19 protein-coding genes are annotated in these 18,165 nt (G+C 66.0%); 13 read left to right on the plus strand and 6 right to left on the minus strand.

The features are described 5' to 3' along the window. The first annotated feature begins 78 nt into the window (after nucleotides 1-78). Genes KZ498_RS24185 through KZ498_RS24200 form a run of 4 tightly spaced genes read left to right on the plus strand, consistent with a single transcriptional unit; the run spans nucleotide 79 to nucleotide 3,433 of the window. Nucleotides 79-1,059: an oxidoreductase gene (locus tag KZ498_RS24185; RefSeq protein ID WP_312622231.1), complete on the plus strand. Its 981-nt coding sequence runs from the start codon at nucleotides 79-81 to the stop codon at nucleotides 1,057-1,059. A 39-nt stretch (nucleotides 1,060-1,098) separates the two neighbouring features. After that, nucleotides 1,099-1,476, plus strand: a complete 378-nt coding sequence (locus tag KZ498_RS24190) for a 6-carboxytetrahydropterin synthase (RefSeq protein ID WP_312622233.1) — start codon at nucleotides 1,099-1,101, stop codon at nucleotides 1,474-1,476. After that, nucleotides 1,473-2,540, plus strand: a complete 1,068-nt coding sequence (locus KZ498_RS24195; protein ID WP_312622235.1) for a glycosyltransferase family 4 protein — start codon at nucleotides 1,473-1,475, stop codon at nucleotides 2,538-2,540. The genes KZ498_RS24190 and KZ498_RS24195 overlap by 4 nt, the downstream gene beginning before the upstream one ends. Beyond that, nucleotides 2,537-3,433, plus strand: coding sequence for a class I SAM-dependent methyltransferase (locus tag KZ498_RS24200; protein WP_312622237.1), 897 nt, complete (start codon nucleotides 2,537-2,539; stop codon nucleotides 3,431-3,433). Before KZ498_RS24195 ends, KZ498_RS24200 begins: the two co-directional genes overlap by 4 nt. Here the strand turns inward: KZ498_RS24200 and KZ498_RS24205 are convergent, their stop codons facing one another. The 6 genes from KZ498_RS24205 to KZ498_RS24230 all read right to left on the minus strand — a co-directional run bounded on the left by KZ498_RS24205 (nucleotide 3,434) and on the right by KZ498_RS24230 (nucleotide 9,920). Further along, a complete protein-coding gene (locus tag KZ498_RS24205) occupies nucleotides 3,434-4,849 on the minus strand; it encodes a sodium-dependent transporter (protein ID WP_312622239.1) in 1,416 nt (471 codons plus the stop codon). Nucleotides 4,850-5,012: 163 nt separating this feature from the next. Further along, nucleotides 5,013-5,711 carry an ABC transporter ATP-binding protein gene (locus KZ498_RS24210; protein ID WP_312622241.1) on the minus strand — a complete coding sequence of 233 codons (699 nt, stop codon included), beginning with the start codon at nucleotides 5,709-5,711 and terminating at the stop codon, nucleotides 5,013-5,015. Continuing rightward, nucleotides 5,711-6,517, minus strand: coding sequence for an ABC transporter ATP-binding protein (locus tag KZ498_RS24215; RefSeq protein ID WP_312622242.1), 807 nt, complete (start codon nucleotides 6,515-6,517; stop codon nucleotides 5,711-5,713). Before KZ498_RS24215 ends, KZ498_RS24210 begins: the two co-directional genes overlap by 1 nt. After that, on the minus strand, nucleotides 6,517-7,671 hold the full coding sequence (gene urtC, locus KZ498_RS24220; protein ID WP_312622244.1) for an urea ABC transporter, permease protein UrtC: 1,155 nt from the start codon (nucleotides 7,669-7,671) through the stop codon (nucleotides 6,517-6,519). Before urtC ends, KZ498_RS24215 begins: the two co-directional genes overlap by 1 nt. Beyond that, entirely contained in the window at nucleotides 7,672-8,610 is a 939-nt protein-coding gene (gene urtB, locus KZ498_RS24225; RefSeq protein WP_312622246.1) for an urea ABC transporter, permease protein UrtB, read from the minus strand. A 2-nt stretch (nucleotides 8,611-8,612) separates the two neighbouring features. After that, nucleotides 8,613-9,920, minus strand: coding sequence for an urea ABC transporter substrate-binding protein (locus KZ498_RS24230; protein WP_312622248.1), 1,308 nt, complete (start codon nucleotides 9,918-9,920; stop codon nucleotides 8,613-8,615). Nucleotides 9,921-10,553: 633 nt separating this feature from the next. On the opposite strand from KZ498_RS24230, the gene KZ498_RS24235 reads away from it, so the two are divergent. The 9 genes from KZ498_RS24235 (at nucleotide 10,554) to KZ498_RS24275 (ending at nucleotide 18,091) form a co-directional block, all read left to right on the plus strand. After that, a complete protein-coding gene (locus KZ498_RS24235) occupies nucleotides 10,554-10,970 on the plus strand; it encodes an urease subunit beta (RefSeq protein WP_312622249.1) in 417 nt (138 codons plus the stop codon). Beyond that, nucleotides 10,967-12,673 carry an urease subunit alpha gene (gene ureC / locus KZ498_RS24240; RefSeq protein WP_312622250.1) on the plus strand — a complete coding sequence of 569 codons (1,707 nt, stop codon included), beginning with the start codon at nucleotides 10,967-10,969 and terminating at the stop codon, nucleotides 12,671-12,673. Before KZ498_RS24235 ends, ureC (KZ498_RS24240) begins: the two co-directional genes overlap by 4 nt. A 158-nt stretch (nucleotides 12,674-12,831) precedes the next feature. Continuing rightward, complete coding sequence (locus KZ498_RS24245) at nucleotides 12,832-13,209, plus strand: urease subunit beta (protein ID WP_312622251.1); 378 nt, start codon at nucleotides 12,832-12,834, stop codon at nucleotides 13,207-13,209. Further along, nucleotides 13,210-14,922 carry an urease subunit alpha gene (gene ureC, locus KZ498_RS24250; protein ID WP_312622253.1) on the plus strand — a complete coding sequence of 571 codons (1,713 nt, stop codon included), beginning with the start codon at nucleotides 13,210-13,212 and terminating at the stop codon, nucleotides 14,920-14,922. Beyond that, on the plus strand, nucleotides 14,919-15,302 hold the full coding sequence (locus KZ498_RS24255; protein ID WP_312622255.1) for an urease subunit gamma: 384 nt from the start codon (nucleotides 14,919-14,921) through the stop codon (nucleotides 15,300-15,302). The genes ureC (KZ498_RS24250) and KZ498_RS24255 overlap by 4 nt, the downstream gene beginning before the upstream one ends. Beyond that, a complete protein-coding gene (gene ureG / locus KZ498_RS24260) occupies nucleotides 15,299-15,922 on the plus strand; it encodes an urease accessory protein UreG (protein ID WP_312622256.1) in 624 nt (207 codons plus the stop codon). Before KZ498_RS24255 ends, ureG begins: the two co-directional genes overlap by 4 nt. Beyond that, a complete protein-coding gene (locus KZ498_RS24265; RefSeq protein WP_312622258.1) occupies nucleotides 15,922-16,821 on the plus strand; it encodes an urease accessory protein UreD in 900 nt (299 codons plus the stop codon). The genes ureG and KZ498_RS24265 overlap by 1 nt, the downstream gene beginning before the upstream one ends. Next, complete coding sequence (locus KZ498_RS24270) at nucleotides 16,821-17,405, plus strand: urease accessory protein UreE (RefSeq protein WP_312622260.1); 585 nt, start codon at nucleotides 16,821-16,823, stop codon at nucleotides 17,403-17,405. Before KZ498_RS24265 ends, KZ498_RS24270 begins: the two co-directional genes overlap by 1 nt. Next, the gene (locus KZ498_RS24275) at nucleotides 17,402-18,091 is read left to right on the plus strand and encodes an urease accessory UreF family protein (RefSeq protein ID WP_312622262.1); all 690 of its coding nucleotides are present in this window, start codon (nucleotides 17,402-17,404) and stop codon (nucleotides 18,089-18,091) included. The genes KZ498_RS24270 and KZ498_RS24275 overlap by 4 nt, the downstream gene beginning before the upstream one ends. The last annotated feature ends 74 nt before the right edge of the window (nucleotides 18,092-18,165 follow it).

The following is an 18,165-nucleotide window of genomic DNA, read 5'->3' on the forward strand; positions in this document are numbered from 1 at the left end:
GAGCCGCCGCCGCGTTCGAACTGGTTGGCACCGAAACATCGCCACCGGCCACCACTCACGTCCCCAGGGGACAGTGTAATGTCCGCCAGAGCGCTGTACTTTACCGGCTCGGAGTCGGTCAGGGTCGACGAAGAGGCAGTGCCTGACCCGGGGCCATCGGAGGTCCGTGTCCGGACAGAACTCTCGGGAATCAGCCCCGGAACGGAACTGCTGGTGTACCGCGGCGAGGTCGATTCGGAACTCGCGACCGACGAGACCATCGACGCCCTCGACGGGACGTTCTCGTATCCGCTGCAGTACGGCTACGCGGCAGTCGGCTGTGTCACCGCCGTCGGGGACGCAGTCGACGACGACTGGCTCGACCGGCGCGTGTTCGCGTTCAACCCACACGAGAGCCACTTCGTCGCCGAGCCGTCGTCGCTAATCCCTACGACGTTACCCCCGGAACAGGCGGTGTTCATTCCGAACGTCGAGGCGGCGGTCAACTTCGTGATGGACGCGCGGCCGCGCATCGGCGCCCGGGTGGTCGTCTTCGGCCAGGGCCCGGTCGGGCTGTTGACGACCGGCCTCCTGGCCGAGTTTCCGCTGGCGTCGCTCGTGACGGTCGACCCCTGTGCAGGTCGCCGCCGGCTCTCGGAAGCGCTCGGAGCGGACCGCTCGGTCTCCCCCGGGAATCTCGACGTCGACGACGCCGACATCGCGTTCGAACTGTCGGGGAACCCCACCGCACTCGACAGGGCCGTCGACGCCACCGGCTATGCAGGCCAGGTCGTCGTCGGGTCGTGGTACGGCTCGAAGGACGTCTCGCTCGACCTCGGACACCACTTCCACCGGAGCCACATCCGCCTTCGGAGCAGTCAGGTGAGCCGCATCGACCCGGACCACGCCGACCGCTGGGACAAGGACCGCCGACTGGACGTCGTCCGGTCGTGGCTGAGTGACACCGACCTCTCGGCGCTTCTGACACACAAGATCGACATCGAGCGTGCAGCGGAGGCGTACCGACTGCTGGAGAACCGGCCGGACGACGCAGTCCAGGTGGTCTTGACCTACGACTGACACCAGTGATTTAGGTGGGTCCCGGCCGTTTACTCGGGCATGTACGCGACGACGGTACGGACCGAGTTCGTGGCACAGCACTACCTCACTGTCCCGGACCCGGGCCCGGAAGGTGACCCGCACTCACACCACTACAGGGTCGAGCTGTGTTTCCGCGGCCCCGAACTCAACGAGTTCGACTACATCGTGGACATCGACGACGCCGACGCGGCCCTGTCGTCACTGGCCGACCGGTACCGGGACACGATGCTCAACGACCTCCCGGAGTTCGAGGAGTACAACCCCAGCGTCGAACGGTTCGCCCGGGTCATCTTCGACCGTGTCACAGAGTATGTCACCGACGAGACGGTTACTGAACTGTCGGTCACCATCTGGGAGGACGATGCGGCCGCTGCAGGCTACGACGCCGCCGTATGAGGGTCGGCCTGACGCTGTACGGAAGCCTCGAGGAGCAGTCGGGTGGGTTCCGGTACGACAGAAAACTCGTCGAGGGACTGCGAGACGCCGGCGACACCGTCGAGTGCATCCAGCTCCCCTGGCGTGACTACCACAGAGGGCTTCTCGATAACGGGTCGCGCAAGCTCCGCCGGCGACTGGACGTGGACGTCGACGTCATGTTACAGGACGAACTCGCCCATCCGTCGCTCGTCCGCACGAACCGTGCCCTCTCGTACCCGATTGTCAGCATCGTCCACCACCTGCGGGCGAGCGAGCCCCGTCGCCTCGCGCCGCTGTACCGAGCGGTCGAGCGCCGCTATCTCGGGACGGTTCAGGGCGTGGTCTGTAACAGCGCCACGACCCGACGCGTCGTTACCGACCTCGGCGTCGACCCCGACGATACCGTCGTCGCTCCGCCTGCCGGGGACCGGTTCGACCCCGACATCGACCGGTCGACGGTCGAGCGGCGGGCCACCACCGAGCCGCTGCGGGTCGTTTTCGTCGGGAACGTCACGCCCCGGAAGGGACTGGATACGCTCGTCGATGGTCTGGCCGGGGCGGAGGCCGATATCGAACTCACCGTCGTCGGTCGCCCCGTCGACGCGGCACACGTTACTGCGGTCCGGAAACGCGTCCGCGAGTACGGTCTGGGTGACCGCGTGCAGTTCGCGGGGCGGCTCGCAGACGACGAACTGGCGGGCGCGCTCCGGTCGAGCCACGTCCTCGCGGTGCCGTCCCGGTACGAGGGGTTCGGCATCGTCTACCTGGAGGGGATGAGCTTCGGCCTCCCCGCGCTGGCCACTCGGGCGGGCGGCGCAGCCGACCCCGTAGCCGACGGCGAGACGGGTGTGCTCGTCGACCCTGACGATCCGGCCGCCGTCGCCCGCGAACTGGAGCGGTTCGCCGCCGACCGGGACCGGCTGGCCGAGATGGGGTGGGCCGCGAGACGGAGCTACGAGGCCCACCCTGACTGGGAGGCGACGGTGACGCGGGTCCGGAGCCTGCTGACAGACGTCGTACAGCCCGCGGAGGTGCCGGCGTGACGGAGTCGTTCCAGCGGTATCTGCGGGCGAAACGGACTGTCGACGACCGCGCGCTGGACCGCCGGCTGATCGATATGCTCCGCGAGCAGTTGGCCGCCCGGGCAGCCGACACCGACGGACCGCTTCGGGTCCTCGAAATCGGGGCCGGTATCGGCACGATGCTCGCTCGCCTCCTCGAGTGGGACGTGCTTCCCGCGGGGGAGCTCCGCTACACTGCGGTCGATATTCGGTCGGAGAACGTGGCCCGATTGCCCGACTACCTCCGGGACTGGGCCGCCCAGGGGGGGCTGTCGGTCGGCGACAGTCCCCTGGTCCTGGAGAGCGAAACCCGACGCATCAGGGTCGAGACGGTCCAGGCCGAGGCGGTGGCGTACGCCGAATCCGCCGACGGCGAGTCCGACCTCCTCATCGGGGCCGCCCTGCTCGACATTCTCGACCGCGAGCAGTTGGCGACGTTACTCGAACCGCTCGCGCCGGGTGGCCTGTACTACTTCCCAATTACGTTCGACGGCGCGACCCGCTTCCAGCCGGCCCATCCGGCCGACCGAGCGGTCGAACGGCACTATCACGACCACATGGACGCGAAACGGGGCGGTGACAGCCGCGCCGGCGGCGACGTGCTCGCCCGTCTTCACGGGCTCGACGGCGCGACGCTTGCAGCGGTGGCCGGGTCGGACTGGGTCGTCCGGCCTGTCGACGGGAGCTATCCGGCCGACGAAGCCTACTTCCTCCGGCACATCCTCGATACTATCGAGGACGCGGTCGGCGAGATGACCGGAAGCGGCTTCGAGGAACTCGATACGTGGCTATCGAGCCGGCGGGAACAGGTCGCTGCCGCCGAGTTGCTGTATCACACCCACCAGCTGGATTTCCTGGGCTCTGTCGACTCGTGACTACGGCGAACTCGACCGGCCGCTCCAGCGGTCGTTCGTGACTGCGACGGCCAGGGCGATAGTGCCGACGACAGCGATAATCGCCCGGCCGCCGAGCCCCAGTGACGTCCCGGCGAGTGACGCCAGCGTGTTCGTCAACAGGAACAGGACGACGACGGGGAGGACCCAGCTGACCGTCAGGAGCCACGGTCTCGCTAACCACCCGAAGCGGTCGGTTCCGGCGCGGAATTCCGCGAGCGCTTCCCCGCGCAGCAGCCAGCCGACGATGACAGTGAACGCGAACAGTCCGACGGTCAACAGCAGGTCTGCGAGCGTGCCGGAGACGAACTGGAACACCGTGCTCGTGAGCGCTAGGCCGCTCCCGGTGGCCCCGAGCAGGACCGTGACCAGCACCGTCGCCCGGCGTCGCTGGACGCCGAAGCTGTCGACGAGCGTGGCGACCGGCGTCTCGAGCAGGCTGATGCCGCTGGTCACGGCGGCCATCAAGACCGTCGCGAAAAACGCCGTCGCGACGAGTTCGCCGCCCGGAAGCGACGCGAACGCCGTCGCAAGTGCGACAAACAGCGCGCCGGGACCGCCCTGCCCGGGGTCGACGCCCTGGGAGAACAGCAGCGGGATGACGACCAGCCCGGCGAGGACACCGATGACGGTGTTCGAGACCGCGATGACGAGCGTGTCTCGCGGGAGCGAGGCGTCGTCGTCGAGATAGGAGGCGTAGGTCAGCATGACCCCGGCGCCAAGCGAGAGGGTGAAAAGCGCCTGGCCCGCCGCCGGCCCGATGACGCTCAGGAAGTTGGCCGCGAGGTACTCGGCGTCGAAGCTGAGATAGAACTCGTAGCCGGCGGCCGTGCCCGGCTGGGTGGCCGTCCACACCGCGAGCCCGAGCAGTATCACGACGACCCCCGGGAGCATCACCTTCGAGACGCGTTCGATGCCGCGGCTCACGCCGAAGAAGACGATTCCAGCGACGATACCGAGAAACAGCAGGTGGAAGGCGACCGCCCCGGGGCCGAAGCTTATCGCCCCGAAGTACTGCTGGGGCTGGCCGAAGTACGCCCCGACCGGCGAGACCAGCGTGTAGCGGAGTATCCACCCGCCCACGACGGAGTAAAACGAGAGGATGACGAGCGTCGTGAGGACGTTGAACGCGCCCAGCCAGGACCCCCAGCGGGAGCCGGTGAGCGAGCGAAGCGCCGCGGTCGGCGTCTGCCGGCCACAGCGTCCGAGGACGAACTCGGCGAGCAGTCCCGGGACGCCGATGCCGACGACGACGAGCAGGTAGACGACGAGGAACGCGCTCCCGCCGTTCCCGGCGGTCAGCCACGGGAACCGCCAGATGTTCCCGAGGCCCGCCGCACCGCCGACGGCGGCAAGCACGAAGCCGATGTTCGATACCCATGAATCACGTGCGGACATTCGTGTACAGGTCTGTTCAGTGGCTACTCAAGACTGTGTTGATTCGATTGCTTGCACTTGATTATGAAGGACAGCGGCCAGACAGTCCAGCCTGCATGCAGGCTGTCGTATGCCTCGACCGCCGGTGTTCGGGCGCTCGTCGCGGGAAACGGCCACCGCGGTCTCAGACCGCGAGGTACTCCGCGATGGCGTCCTCGTCGGCGATTGTCGACGGGCCGAGTTCGTCGACGACCGTGCCACGCTCCATCGCGTAACAGCGGTCGGCCATCTCGCGGATGACTCCGAGGTTCTGCTCGACGAACAGTATCGTCGTCCCGAGGTCGTCGTTGATGGTCTGCATGTCCCGACTGATCTGGTCGACGATGGAGGGCTGGATACCCTCGCTTGGCTCGTCGAGCAAGAGCAGGTCGGGGTTCGAGACCAGTGCTCTGCCGATGGCGAGCATCTGCTGTTGCCCGCCCGAGAGCGTGCCGGCCTCCTGGCTGGCCCGCTCTTCGAGGACCGGGAAGTAGTCGTATATCTGGTCGTACAGCGTCTCGTCGCTGTCGGCCCGGATGGTCTCGCCCATCCTGATGTTCTGCTCGACGGTCAGCCTGGGGAATACGTCCCGACCCTGCGGGATGTAGCCGATGCCGGCCCGGGCGCGCTCGTCGGCGCTCGCATGCGTCACGTCGGTGCCGTCGTAGCTGATGGTCCCCTCGCTGGGTTCTAACAGCCCCATCACCGTCTTCAGGAGCGTGGTCTTGCCGACGCCGTTTTTGCCCATCACGCCGACGATTTCGCCCTCTTCGACCGAGATGTCCACCTCTCTGAGTATCGGCGTCGTGTCGTAGGCGGCAGTGACGCCGTCGAGGTCGAGCATCACGACTCACCACCCAGATATATCCGCTTGACTGCCGGGTCCGATTCGATCTCCTCGATGGGGCCTTCGCGGAACACCTCGCCGTTGTGTAAGACGGTCACTTCGTCGGCGATGCTCGCGACGAAGTCGGTGTCGTGTTCGATGACGACGAAGGCGATACCCTGCTCCTCGTTGAGCCGCGTAATCCGCTCGGCGATGGCCTCGCGTTCGGCCACGTCGAGGCCGGCGACCGGCTCGTCCAGCAGGAGGAGGTCGGGTTCGAGCGCGGCGGCCATCCCGATCTCCAGTTGCTGTTGCTGGCCGTGTGAGAGCTGGCCGGCGTCGACGTCCTCGTAGCCGGTGAGCCCCGCGGCCTCGATGGCCTCGGCGACCAGCCGCTGTCGCTCCTCCCCGTCGGCGAACTGCTGGACGGGGAGCCTGACGTTCTCTCTGACGCTCAGGTCACCGTACACGGACGGCACCTGGAACTTCATGCTGATACCGCGCGTGACCCGCTCGTGGGGGTCGAGGTCGGTGATGTCGTGGCCGTTGTAGTACACCTTGCCGTCGGTGGCCTCGTAGGAGCCGGTGATCAGGTTCAGCAGCGTCGACTTGCCGGCTCCGTTCGGCCCGATGAGACAGCGGAGCTCCCCTTCAGCGACCGAGAAGTCCACGTCATCGGTTGCGGTGAATCCGCCGAACTGCTTGACGAGCCCGTCTGTCTGCAGCAGCGTCTCCGTTCTGTCGCCCGTCGCCAGCTCCGCGGCGGTCTGTCGGACGTTCGGTCCGAGCGATTCGACGTCGGATTCGGTTTCGGTATCACTCATTAGTCACTCACCTCACTCGGTGCGTCCGGGACGTCGCGCCCGCCGGCCTCTTCCGGGCCGATTCGGGCTCTAACGATCCGCTGGTGGACCCACGGGACGAAGCCGCCGGGAAGCACCAGAATCGTCACCAGCAACAGGGTCCCCAGCAGGACCAGCGCCAGCTCTCCGGCCATCGAGATGCGGAGGTATTCGACGCCGAGCGTGGCGACGATGGCCCCCAGCAGGCTCTTTCGGCCGCCGATGCTCACCCAGATGACCGGCAGCGTCGCGAACAGCAGCGAGAACACCGTCGGGTCGATGTAGACGTTCCGTGCGGCGTACAGGACGCCGGACAGGCCCGCCAGCGCGCCCCCGAGCGTGAACACGACGAACTTGACACGGGTCACGTTGTAGCCGAACATCTCGGTGCGGTCCTCGTCCTCGCGGACGGCGACCATCACGCGGCCGTAGTCGGAGTTGACGAGCGCTCGCAGCCCGAGGTACGCCCCGACCAGCAACACCAGCACGAGGTAGTAGAACGGGCTGATTTCGACCGCCCCGATACCGATAATCCGCATCGGGAACGGGTTGTAGATGAACTGGTAGGACGCTCCTTCGACACCGAGCGTCAACAGCGGGATGTCAGGCATCCCGTTGAAACCGCCCAGCGCCGCCTTCCCGATGGCCCACTCGGACCCGGCGGTCTGTGCCATGAACGTGTGGAGCACGATCGTCGAGACGAGCGTGATGATGGTGACGTAGACGTCACGCACCCCGCCGTAGAACATGAAATAGCCCAGTATCGCCGCGCTGAGGCCACCGCCGACGACGCCGGCGAGGACGGCACCGGTGATGCCGCCCGGGGTCGCGAAGTTGATCGAGACGACGCCGAACGTGTAGGCGCCGATCCCGAAGAAGACGACCTGGCCGAAGCTCAGTACGCCCGAGTAGCCCCAGACGATCGACAGCGAGAGTCCAAGCAGGGCAAGCACCATGAACAGCGACAGCTGTGACCCGTCGCCAAACAGCGGATAGACGGCCAGCGCCGCCACGGCGACCAGGAAGCCGACCCAGAACCCACGCGAGTCCCCGATGGTGTTTGGCCCCTCGAATCGACTGCGGAGCCGGCCCGAGAGCGAACTGTTCGCCTCGTTCTCTGAACTGTTCGTAGACATTTAGTCGCTCTCCTGTCTGCGTTTCCGTAGCTGTTCGATGAACCCGGTGATCCCGTCGGGGAGGAACCGGAGCGCTATCAATGCGGCGATCATCAGCGCGATGCGGCCGATGAACGTCCCGTAGAGGTTCGAGAACGTGGCCAGAATCGCCCCGAGGACGCCCCCCGAAAGCGCGGTCCCGAGGACGACGCTCGGACCCCCGACGACGACGGCGACGAAGGCCTCGACCAGGAACTGGTCGCCCAGCGTCGGCTGCATCGAGATGACTGGCGCGAACAGCGCACCGGTCAGTCCGGCCAGCGCCGATCCGATTCCGAACGTCAACATGTACATCCGGTCGGTGTTGACGCCCATGGCCTGTGCCGTCTCCTTGTCCTGTATCGTCGCCCGGGCGCGCATCCCGAAGTCGGTCCGGGTGAACAGGTAGTAGGTAGCTACGAGCAGGCCGATGCTGACGCCGGCCAGGACAATCCGGTACGTCGAGTAGGAGAACGCGCCATACGAGATGGCGCCGAACGGTGTGGCTATCTGGTCGATTGAGTTCCCGAAGCGGATCCGGGCCCCCTGGGTCAGTATCAGGCTGAGCCCGAACGTGGCGACCATCGAATCGGCCAGTCGGTCGTACAGCGGTTCGATGACATCCCGGCCCAGCGTCTGTTGGCTGACGTAGTTGGGCCACGCTCCGGAGATGATCACCCGCTCGGTCAGAATCCCGAAGAGACCAGTGACCAGGCCGCCGACGACCATCGCCACGACGAGCGGGAGGCCGAGTTGCGTCACGGCGAGCGTCGCGGTGTAGGCACCGATGAGGATGAACTCCCCGTGTGCCAGATTGATGACGCCCATGATTCCGAAGATGATGGCCAACCCCGCCGCTGCGAGCACGATGAACGCGAAGCTGTCGAGGAACTGTAACGCGAGGTTGATGCCGTTTACCATCCCTACTGCGCCTCCTCGTAGTAGTCGACCGGGGTGTACTGGGTCTGCTCCGCGTTCTCTGGGAGGTTACAGCCGACCGTCTCCGAGAGGAACGTCTCGGGGATCTTGCGGTTCTCGACGGCCTCGACGTTGTGCTCCTCGTCGGCGCGCATAATCCACATGTGGTGGTCGACGTGGTGGGTCGCGCCGTCGAGCTCGATGGTCTCGCCTTCCGGTGCTTCGGGCGCTTGCTCGGTTCCGAGGCTGATTCCCGACTCCAAGGCGTCGATGACTTCCGGCTGTTCGGTGGTGCCGGCCTGCTCGACGGCTTTCTTGTACATGTACGTCGAGAAGTAGTTCGTCTCGGCCTCCTCGTTGAGGTAGGGGGCGTCGGGGTACATATCGAAGTAGCGGTCGACGAAACCGCCGTCTCGCGTGTTGCTCTCGGTCGGGACTTCCTCCATGTAGTTGACGCCCGCGTAGATGTTGGCCATCGCCGGGGCGTCGAGCCGTCGGTGCTCGTACCCCTGTGCCATGGCCGTCGAGGTGCCGATCGGGATGTCGAGCCCAGCCGAGGCCTTCTGCTCGTAGAAGGACGTGTGGTTCGCGCCCACGAGCATCGACATGACGAAGTCCGGGTCGGCTTCCTGAATCCGGTTGATGGTCGACCCGAAGGAGGACTCGCTCAGCGGGATGAACTCCTCCCCGAGGACGTTCGCGTCGTTCTCGTTGGCCAGCACCTTCACCCAGTCGGCCGAGAGCTGTCCGAAGTTGTAGTCGGCCGCGATGGTGTAGATATTCGGCCCGAACTCCTCGACCAGGTACGGGAGGACGATGCCGAGCTGCTGGCGGGCGGTCGGTCCGACCGCGAAGGTGAACTCGTCGCAGACACCGCCCTCGTACTGGGTGGTGTAGAAGTACAGCTGTTCGTTACGGTCGATTATCGGACGGATAGCCTCCCGGGTCGCAGAGGAGTAACCGGCCCACAGCGCGTCGACGTTCTCCTCGTTGATCGCCGTCCGGGTGAGCTCCTGGTAGCGCTGGTTGTCCGACTGGGGGTCGCGCTGGAACGTCTCGATCTGCTTGCCGTCGATTCCGCCGTTGGCGTTGATCTCTTCGATGGCGAGCATCGACGCCTTGGCCTTCGGATCGCCGACGAGGGCGAAGTTCCCCGACTGGTCCTCGAGAACGCCGATTTTGAGCGTGTCGGTGCTGCTCGCGGTGTCCGTCGAGGTCCCGCCTTCACCGGCCGAACAGCCGGCGAGACCGGCGACGAGTGCGGCCCCACCCGCACCGAGGAACTGTCGGCGGCTGACAGGGGGGCGACTCATGCGTCCACCTCTGATTTTATCTTGTCGTTGCGACCCTTATATCCGAAGTCCTTGGTCATCTCTCGTCCTTTACTCTCGATATCCGACCGTTCGTCCATGATTTTGTTCACAGTGTTGGCGTTTGGTAGGTGCTAAATAAGGTTTACCAATCTCATCTTATATTGTCCACCACACAGTCTGAAGAGTATAAGGCTATCAAAGGATATGACGAATATACAGAGATACCACTAGGTCTGGGGCAGAAATTTGAATTATTCAGCAATTTTGGGTTGCTGACAGTCGATACGGGAAAAGTAGCTATTGATACCGTTTTTTCGATCCCGACGGTGTGAGCCGTCACTTTCGGTCAATTTTGCGCTCTGGGCCCCCCAGACCACCCGTCATATGCTCGCCCGCGCCACGGGGCCGCCCACCGCCGACATTGCCGGCAGACTGGACGGTAGTCGCGTTGACCCCGAGAAGTAGGACAATCCGATAGTCGGACCCCTTTATGTACGGCCGAAACTTTAGCATTTAATCCGGTCCCGGATATAGAGGCGTCACTTGCGCAGAGAGCAACCATTTTAGTATGTGTATTCAAAGATAGGGGCAGATGATAGACGAACAGTCAGAAATACTCGGGACGGTGGCGCGATGAGCGACGGACTCGTGCCCGGCGAGGTCATCCCGGGCGAGGGGACTGTGACACTGAACGAGGGTCGCGAGACGACCGAAGTGACGGTCGGAAACACCGGCGACCGGCCGTCTCAGGTCGGGTCGCACTTCCACTTCTTCGAGGCCAACGCGGCCCTGGAGTTCGACCGCGAGGCGGCCATGGGGATGCGGCTGAACATCCCCGCCGGCACGGCCGTCCGGTTCGAGCCGGGCGACGAGCAGACGGTCGAACTCGTCGCAATCGGCGGGAAGCGCCGCGCTCACGGGATGAACGGACTCGTCAACGGGAGCGTCGACGGCGACACGAGCGACGCCGTCGAGCGCATGCGCGGGGCCGGGTTCGGAGATACCGGCGAGATAGCAACGGACGGCGGCGACGCGGAGTCCGACCGATGACACGCGACATCGACCGCGACAACTACGCCGAACTGTACGGGCCGACGACGGGCGATAAGGTCCGGCTCGGCGACACGGAACTGTTCGCCGAGGTCGAGGAGGACCTGCGGACCCACGGCGACGAGGCGGTGTTCGGCGGCGGGAAGACGCTCCGGGACGGCCTGGGGATGGCCCCGGGCGTCACACAGGCGGAGGGCGCGCTCGACTGGGTGCTGACGAACGCGACGGTCATCGACCCGATACTCGGCATCGTCGCCGCCGATATCGGCATTCGGAACGGCGAGATCGCCGGCATCGGGAAGGCCGGGAACCCCGACACGATGGACGGCGTGGACATGGTCGTCGGCCCGTCGACGGACGTCTACCCCGCCGAGGGGAAGATTGCGACGGCCGGCGGCCTCGACATCCATATCCACTTCAACTCCGCACAGCTCCACGAACACGCGCTGGCAGGCGGTATCACGACGATGCTCGGCGGCGGGTACGGCGGCGGCGCGACGACGACCACGACCGGCCCGGAGAACATCAAGCGCTTCCTGCAGGCCGCCGAGGCGTGGCCGGTCAACGTCGGCTTCTACGGGAAGGGCAACGCCTCCGACCCCGGCCCGCTCCGCGAACAGGTCGAGGCCGGTGCCTGCGGGCTGAAACTCCACGAGGACTGGGGGTCGACACCCGAAACCATCGACACCTGCCTCGAAGTCGCCGAAGACGAGGACGTGCAGGTGTGCATGCACACGGACACCCTGAACGAGGCCGGCTTCGTCGAGAACACCTTCGGTGCCGTCGACGGCCGGACCATGCATCTGTTCCACATCGAAGGCGCGGGCGGTGGCCACGCGCCCGACATCATGGAGATGGTCGGGGAACCGAACATGCTCCCGTCGTCGACGAACCCGTCGATGCCCTACACCGACAACACGTTCGACGAACACCTGGACATGGTGATGGTGTGTCACCACCTCAACCCCGACGTGCCCGAGGACGTGGCCTTCGCCGAGTCCCGGGTTCGCGCGGAGACGATCGCCGCCGAGGACGTGCTCCACGACATGGGGGCCATCTCGATGATGACCTCCGATTCGCAGGCGATGGGCCGAATGGCCGAAGTCATCCCGCGGACGTGGCAGACGGCCTCGAAGATGAAGTCCCAGCGCGGCCCGCTCCCCGACGACGAGGGGACCGGCGCGGACAACCACCGCATCAAGCGCTACATCGCGAAGTACACCGTCAACCCCGCAATCTCGGCGGGCATCGAAGACCACGTCGGGACGCTGGAGCCCGGCAAACTCGCAGATATCTGCCTCTGGGACCCCGCCTTCTTCGGCGTCAAGCCGGCGATGACGTTCAAGGGCGGCTTCCCGGTCAACTCGGAGATGGGCGAGGCCAACGGGTCGCTGATGACCTGCGAGCCAATCCTCCAGCGCGAACGCGCTGGTGCGGTCGGGAAGGCCAAACACGCCCTCTCGCTGTCGTTCGTCTCCCCGGCGGCCGCCGAGGCCGGCGTCGGCGAGGAGTACGGACTCGACTCCCGCGTCGTTCCGGTCGAGAGCACGCGCACGCCCGGCAAGGCCGATATGGTGTACAACGACTACTGTCCCGACAACATCGAGGTCGACCCCGAGACGTTCGAGGTCCGGGTCGACGGCGACCACGTCACCTGCGAACCGTCCTCGGAACTCCCGCTCGCACAGCGGTACATGTTGTGATGGAATACAACAAATACAGACAGAATCCATATAATTGCCCCATTCAAAACAGATTTACAACACATACAGAAAGAGCTACACAGAATGATTGAACATTCGACGTACAGTCAGTGCCAGAGACAGATCGGCGAGTCGGGACGACTCCCGGAGGGGACACGGTGAGCGAGCCACGAATCCCCGGGGAAATCTATCCGCGCGGCGACGGCGTCACCATCAACGACGGGCGCGAGACGGCCGAGGTGACCGTCGCGAACACGGGCGACCGCCCGGTGCAGGTCGGGTCGCACTTCCACTTCTTCGAAACCAACGCCGCCCTCGAGTTCGACCGCGAGGCCGCCTTCGGGATGCGCCTGGACGTCCCCGCCGGCACTGCAGTGCGGTTCGAACCCGGCGACGAGCGGTCGGTCGACCTGGTCGCCGTCGGCGGCGAGCGTGTGATGTCGGGGATGAACGCGCTGGTCAACGGTCCACTCGACGAGTCGACGAAGGCCGCGGCGCTGGAACGCGCTCGTGAGGGCGGCTACGGGGGGCTCTGAATGGCTCGCGACCTCTCGGCCGACGAGTACGCCTCGCTGTACGGCCCGAGCGAGGGTGACCGACTCAGACTGGCCGACACCGAACTCGTCGCGGAGGTCGAGACCGACCACATCACGCACGGCGACGAGACCGTCTTCGGCGGCGGCAAGACCATGCGCGACGGGATGGGACTGAAGCCCGGATTCACCGCCGAGGAAGGCGCGCTCGACTGGGTGCTGACGAACCTGGTCATCCTCGACCCCGTCCTCGGCATCCAGAAGGCCGATATCGGCATCAAGGACGGGTACATCGCCGGCATCGGCAACGCCGGCAACCCCGAAACGATGGACGACGTCGACGAGGACCTCATCGTCAGCGCGAACACCGAAGTCGTCTCCGCGGAGGGAATGATAGCGACGCCCGGTGCCATCGACGTCCACGTCCACTTCAACTCGGCGCAGTTGCCGCGCCACGCCATCGCATCGGGCGTCACGACGATGCTCGGCGGCGGCGTCGGCCCCTCGACGGTCGGCATCATCACCAGCGGCAAGTGGAACTTAGAGATGATGATGCGGGCCGCCGAGGCGTGGCCGATCAACGTCGGCTTCTACGGCAAGGGCAACTCCTCGCGGCCGGACGTCATCCACGAGCAGGTCGAGGCCGGAGCCGTCGCGCTCAAGATACACGAGGACTGGGGCGCGACGGCGGGCGTCATCGACACCTGTCTCGACGTGGCCGACGAGACCGGCGTGCAGGTGGCCATCCACACGGACACGCTAAACGAGGGCGGGTTCGTCGAGAACACCTTCGACGCTATCGACGGCCGGACGCTCCACGCCTACCACGTGGAGGGGGCCGGCGGCGGCCACGCACCCGACATCATCGAACTCGTCGGGAAGAAACACATGCTCCCGTCGTCGACGAACCCCACCATGCCCTACACGGACAACACGTTCGAGGAGCACCTCGACATGGTGATGGTGTGTCACCACCTCAATCCCGACGTCCCCGAGGACGTGGCCTTCGCCGAATCGCGGGTCCGGGCCGAGACCATCGCGGCCGAGGACGTGCTTCACGACATCGGGGCGGTCTCGATGATGGCGACGGACTCACAGGCGATGGGGCGGATGGGGGAACTGATTGCACGCACCTGGCAGACGGCCTCGAAGATGAAGATTCAGCGCGGGCCCCTTCCCCAGGACGACGGAAGCGGCGCGGACAACCACCGCATCAAGCGCTACCTGGCGAAGTACACCATCAACCCTGCCATCACGGCGGGCATCGACAACTACGTCGGCTCGCTTGAACCTGGAAAGCTCGCCGACATAGTCCTGTGGGACCCCGCATTCTTCGGCATCAAGCCCGAGACCGTCATCAAGGGCGGGTTCCCGGCGTACGCCGCGATGGGCGAGGCCAACGGGTCGCTGATGACCTGCGAGCCGATCGAGATGCGGCCGCAGTACGGTGCCTTCGGCTCCGCACCGGACGTGACCAGCGTCCAGTTCGTCAGTCAGCAGGCTTACGACGACGACATCGGGTCGAAGTACGACCTCTCGAAGAGGGTCATGCCCATCAGCGACACCCGCGACCTGACGACCGACGACTTCGTGTTGAACACGTACAGTCCGACCGTCGACGTCGACCCCGAGACGTTCACGGTCGAGATGGACGGCGAGCAGGTAACCTCAGACGCGGCCAGCGAGATTCCACTCGCACAACGGTACATACTATGAAACTCACACCCAAAGAGCAGGAACGACTCACGGTCTTTACTGCAGCAGAAGTCGCGCGGCGCCGCAAGGAACGCGGCGTCCCGCTGAACCACCCCGAGGCGGTCGCCTACATCAGCGACTGGTGCATCGAGCGGGGTCGTGACGGCCAGTCGGTGGCCGAAATCCGTTCGGGGGCGTCGAAACTGCTCGGCCGCGAGGACGTGATGGACGGCGTCCCGGAGATGATAGACATGATCCAGGTCGAACCCGTGTTCCCCGACGGGACGAAACTGGTCACGGTCCACGACCCGATCCGGTCCGACAGCGTCGGGGCTGCTGACGACGACGCGGACGAGGCAGAGGCGACAACCGACGGCGGAGACACGGACACGGACGAATGAGTCTGACACACCGCGACGTGGCGACGGTTGGCATCGGCGGCCCGGTCGGCTCCGGGAAGACATCGCTGCTGACCGCGCTCGTCCCCGAGTTGCGCGAGCAGGGCCTGGACGTGGGCGTCATCGCCAACGACATCCTGACCCAGGAGGATGCTGACGTACTCCGGGAGCGCTTCGCCGGGGTCGTCCCGGAGGACCTCGTGGCCGGCGTCGAAACGGGCGCGTGTCCGCACACGGGCATCCGCGAGGACCCGTCGATGAACCTCCAGCAGATCGACTCGTTCCTGGCCGACCACCCGGAACTGGACCTGGTGTTAGTCGAGAGCGGCGGCGACAACCTCGCGGCGACGTTCAACCCCGAACTCGCCGATTACTCGCTGTACGTCATCTCGGTCGCGGAGGGGGAAGACATCCCCCGGAAGCGCGGGCCGGGGGTCGTCGACTGTGACCTGCTGGTCGTCAACAAGACCGACCTCGCGCCCCACGTCGGCGCCGACCTCGACGTGATGGAACGGGACGCCGACGAGGTCCGTGACGGGCCGGTCGTGTTCACCAACTGCAAGGACGAGACGAACATCGACGCGGTGCTGTCACACGTCCGCGACGGGGTGCTGTTCGCCTGATGGCCGCCGACGCGCCCCATCCGGCGTTCGAGGGGTACGCGACCGAGGCCGTGCCACAGGCCGCCGTGGGGTCGCCGGGGAAAGACGGCGTGCTCGAACTGACCTTCGAGCGGGCGGCCGACGGGACGACTCTGGTCCACGACTACGCGACGGTCCCGTTTCACATCTCGGGGACGCTGGGCCACGACCCCCATCCCGACGCCGACACCGTCTTCGTCCAGTCACCGACCGGCGGCGTCGCCCAGGGTGACCGCCACGACGTGTCCATAGCCGTCGGGGACGATGCCATCGCGCACGTCTCGACCCAGAGTTCGACGAAGGTCCAGACGATGACGTGTAACTACGCCGCCGCCGACACGACGCTCAGCGTCGGCGCTGGCGGCCACCTGGATTACGTGCCCGAGCCGACGATTCTCCACGCCGACTCGCGGTACCTGCAGGAGCTTTCGGTCGATCTGGCCCCCGGCGCGACCGCCGTCGTCAGCGACGTAGTCGTCCCGGGCCGTCTCGCCCGAGGCGAGCGCTTCGAGTTCGAGCGATACCTCTCCCGCGTGCGGGCGACGGGCCCCGACGGACTCCTGTTCGAGGACGCGACGCATCTGACGCCGGCCGAGGGCGACCCCACAGCGCCCGGCGTTCTCGGCGAGTTCACCGTCTACGGGACGACGTTCATCCTCGCGCCGGCCCACGATGAGGCCGAGCTGAGCGACGCGCTCCACGCGGTCGTCGCTGACGGCGAGGCCCGGGCCGGCGCGACAGCGTTACCGAACGGCGCCGGCGTCGCGGTCCGTGCCCTCGGTGACCGGGCCGAGACCGTACAGGAGACGCTGCAGGCGGGCTGGAACCTCGCACGAACTGAGTTACTGGACGCGCCTGCGCCGTCGGGGAGGAAGTACTGATGCTGGTCGCAGACACCTACCTCGGCCACCGGGACGACGATGCCATCGCCGAGGCCGTCGATGCGTCGGACCACGCAACGGTCGTGCTCTCGGACACCGAACGCCGCCGCTCGCGAGTCCGCACCGAGACGGCAGACGGTCGGGACCTCGGTATCGTGGTCGCCCGCGACCTCGCGGACGGCGACGTGCTGGAGGCCGAGGACGGGACCCCTGTCGTCGTCGAACTCGCCGCAATCGAGGCTCTGGTGCTCGATTTCGCCGACAGCGACGTGTCACCGACCGCGGCGCTGGAGCTCGGTCACGCGGTCGGGAACAGGCACTGGAACCTCGCGGTCCGCGGCGAGGAGGCACTGTTCCCGGTGACCGAGTCGAAAACGCGGATGGAAGCAACGGTCGCCGAACTGCTCCCCGCGGACGTGCCGACACGGTACGAGCACGTTCCACCGACGACGTTCGACGATAGCGGGGCCGGCCACACCCATGGCGACGGGGACCACGACGCCAGCGACCACAGTCACGGCGGCGGTGGCCACGCCCACGCCCACGACCACGGCATCCGGACTATCGACGGGGGCGACCAGTGAGCGACGCCGCGACGCTGGAGTCGTTCCGGCTCGCAGACTCGTTTCTCCCTGTCGGGACCTACACTGTCTCCTACGGGCTGGAACAGTTCATCCAGGACGACCGGGTCGAAGACGCGGCGGACCTCCAGGCGCTCCTGTCGACGTACCTCCGACAGCAGGTCGGTCCCGCCGAACTCATCGCGTTGCGGGCCGCACACGCCGCCGCGACCGAGGGCGATCTCGATGCGGTCTGTCGGGCTGACCGGCGGCTCTCGGCCGTGACGCTGGCCGCGGAGTTCCGCGAGAGCGCACAGCAGTCCGGCGACCGGCTGCTCTCACTGCAGACGGACCTGCGTGACGAGGCCCTGCTGGACCGCTACGCTAAGCGCGTCGACGCCGGCGAAGCCCCCGGTAACTACGCCGTTGTGCTCGGCGTTGCGACGGGGCTGGCCGACGTGGCTGTCCGTGAGGCCTGCTTGCTGTGCTGTCACGGGTTCGTCACCGGATTACTGGGCGCAGCTCAGCGGCTCCTCTCGCTCGGTCATACAGATGCGCAACGAATCCTCGACGACCTTCAGTCGGTGATTACAGCCGCTGTCGACGAGAGCGCGGACCGGGAGATAGACGAGATGGCCCCGTTCGCCCCACTGGTAGACGTGTTGGCCGCCGAGCACGAACGCGCAGAGCGGCGCCTGTTCGCAAGTTAATCAGCCTATGGGAATTTTAACTATATAACCGGGTTTTTAGAAGGTGAAAAACTGAAACACACCCAGATAGGTAA

The sequence above is a fragment of the Haloarcula sp. 1CSR25-25 genome (assembly GCF_032027985.1).
GTDB lineage: Archaea > Halobacteriota > Halobacteria > Halobacteriales > Haloarculaceae > Haloarcula.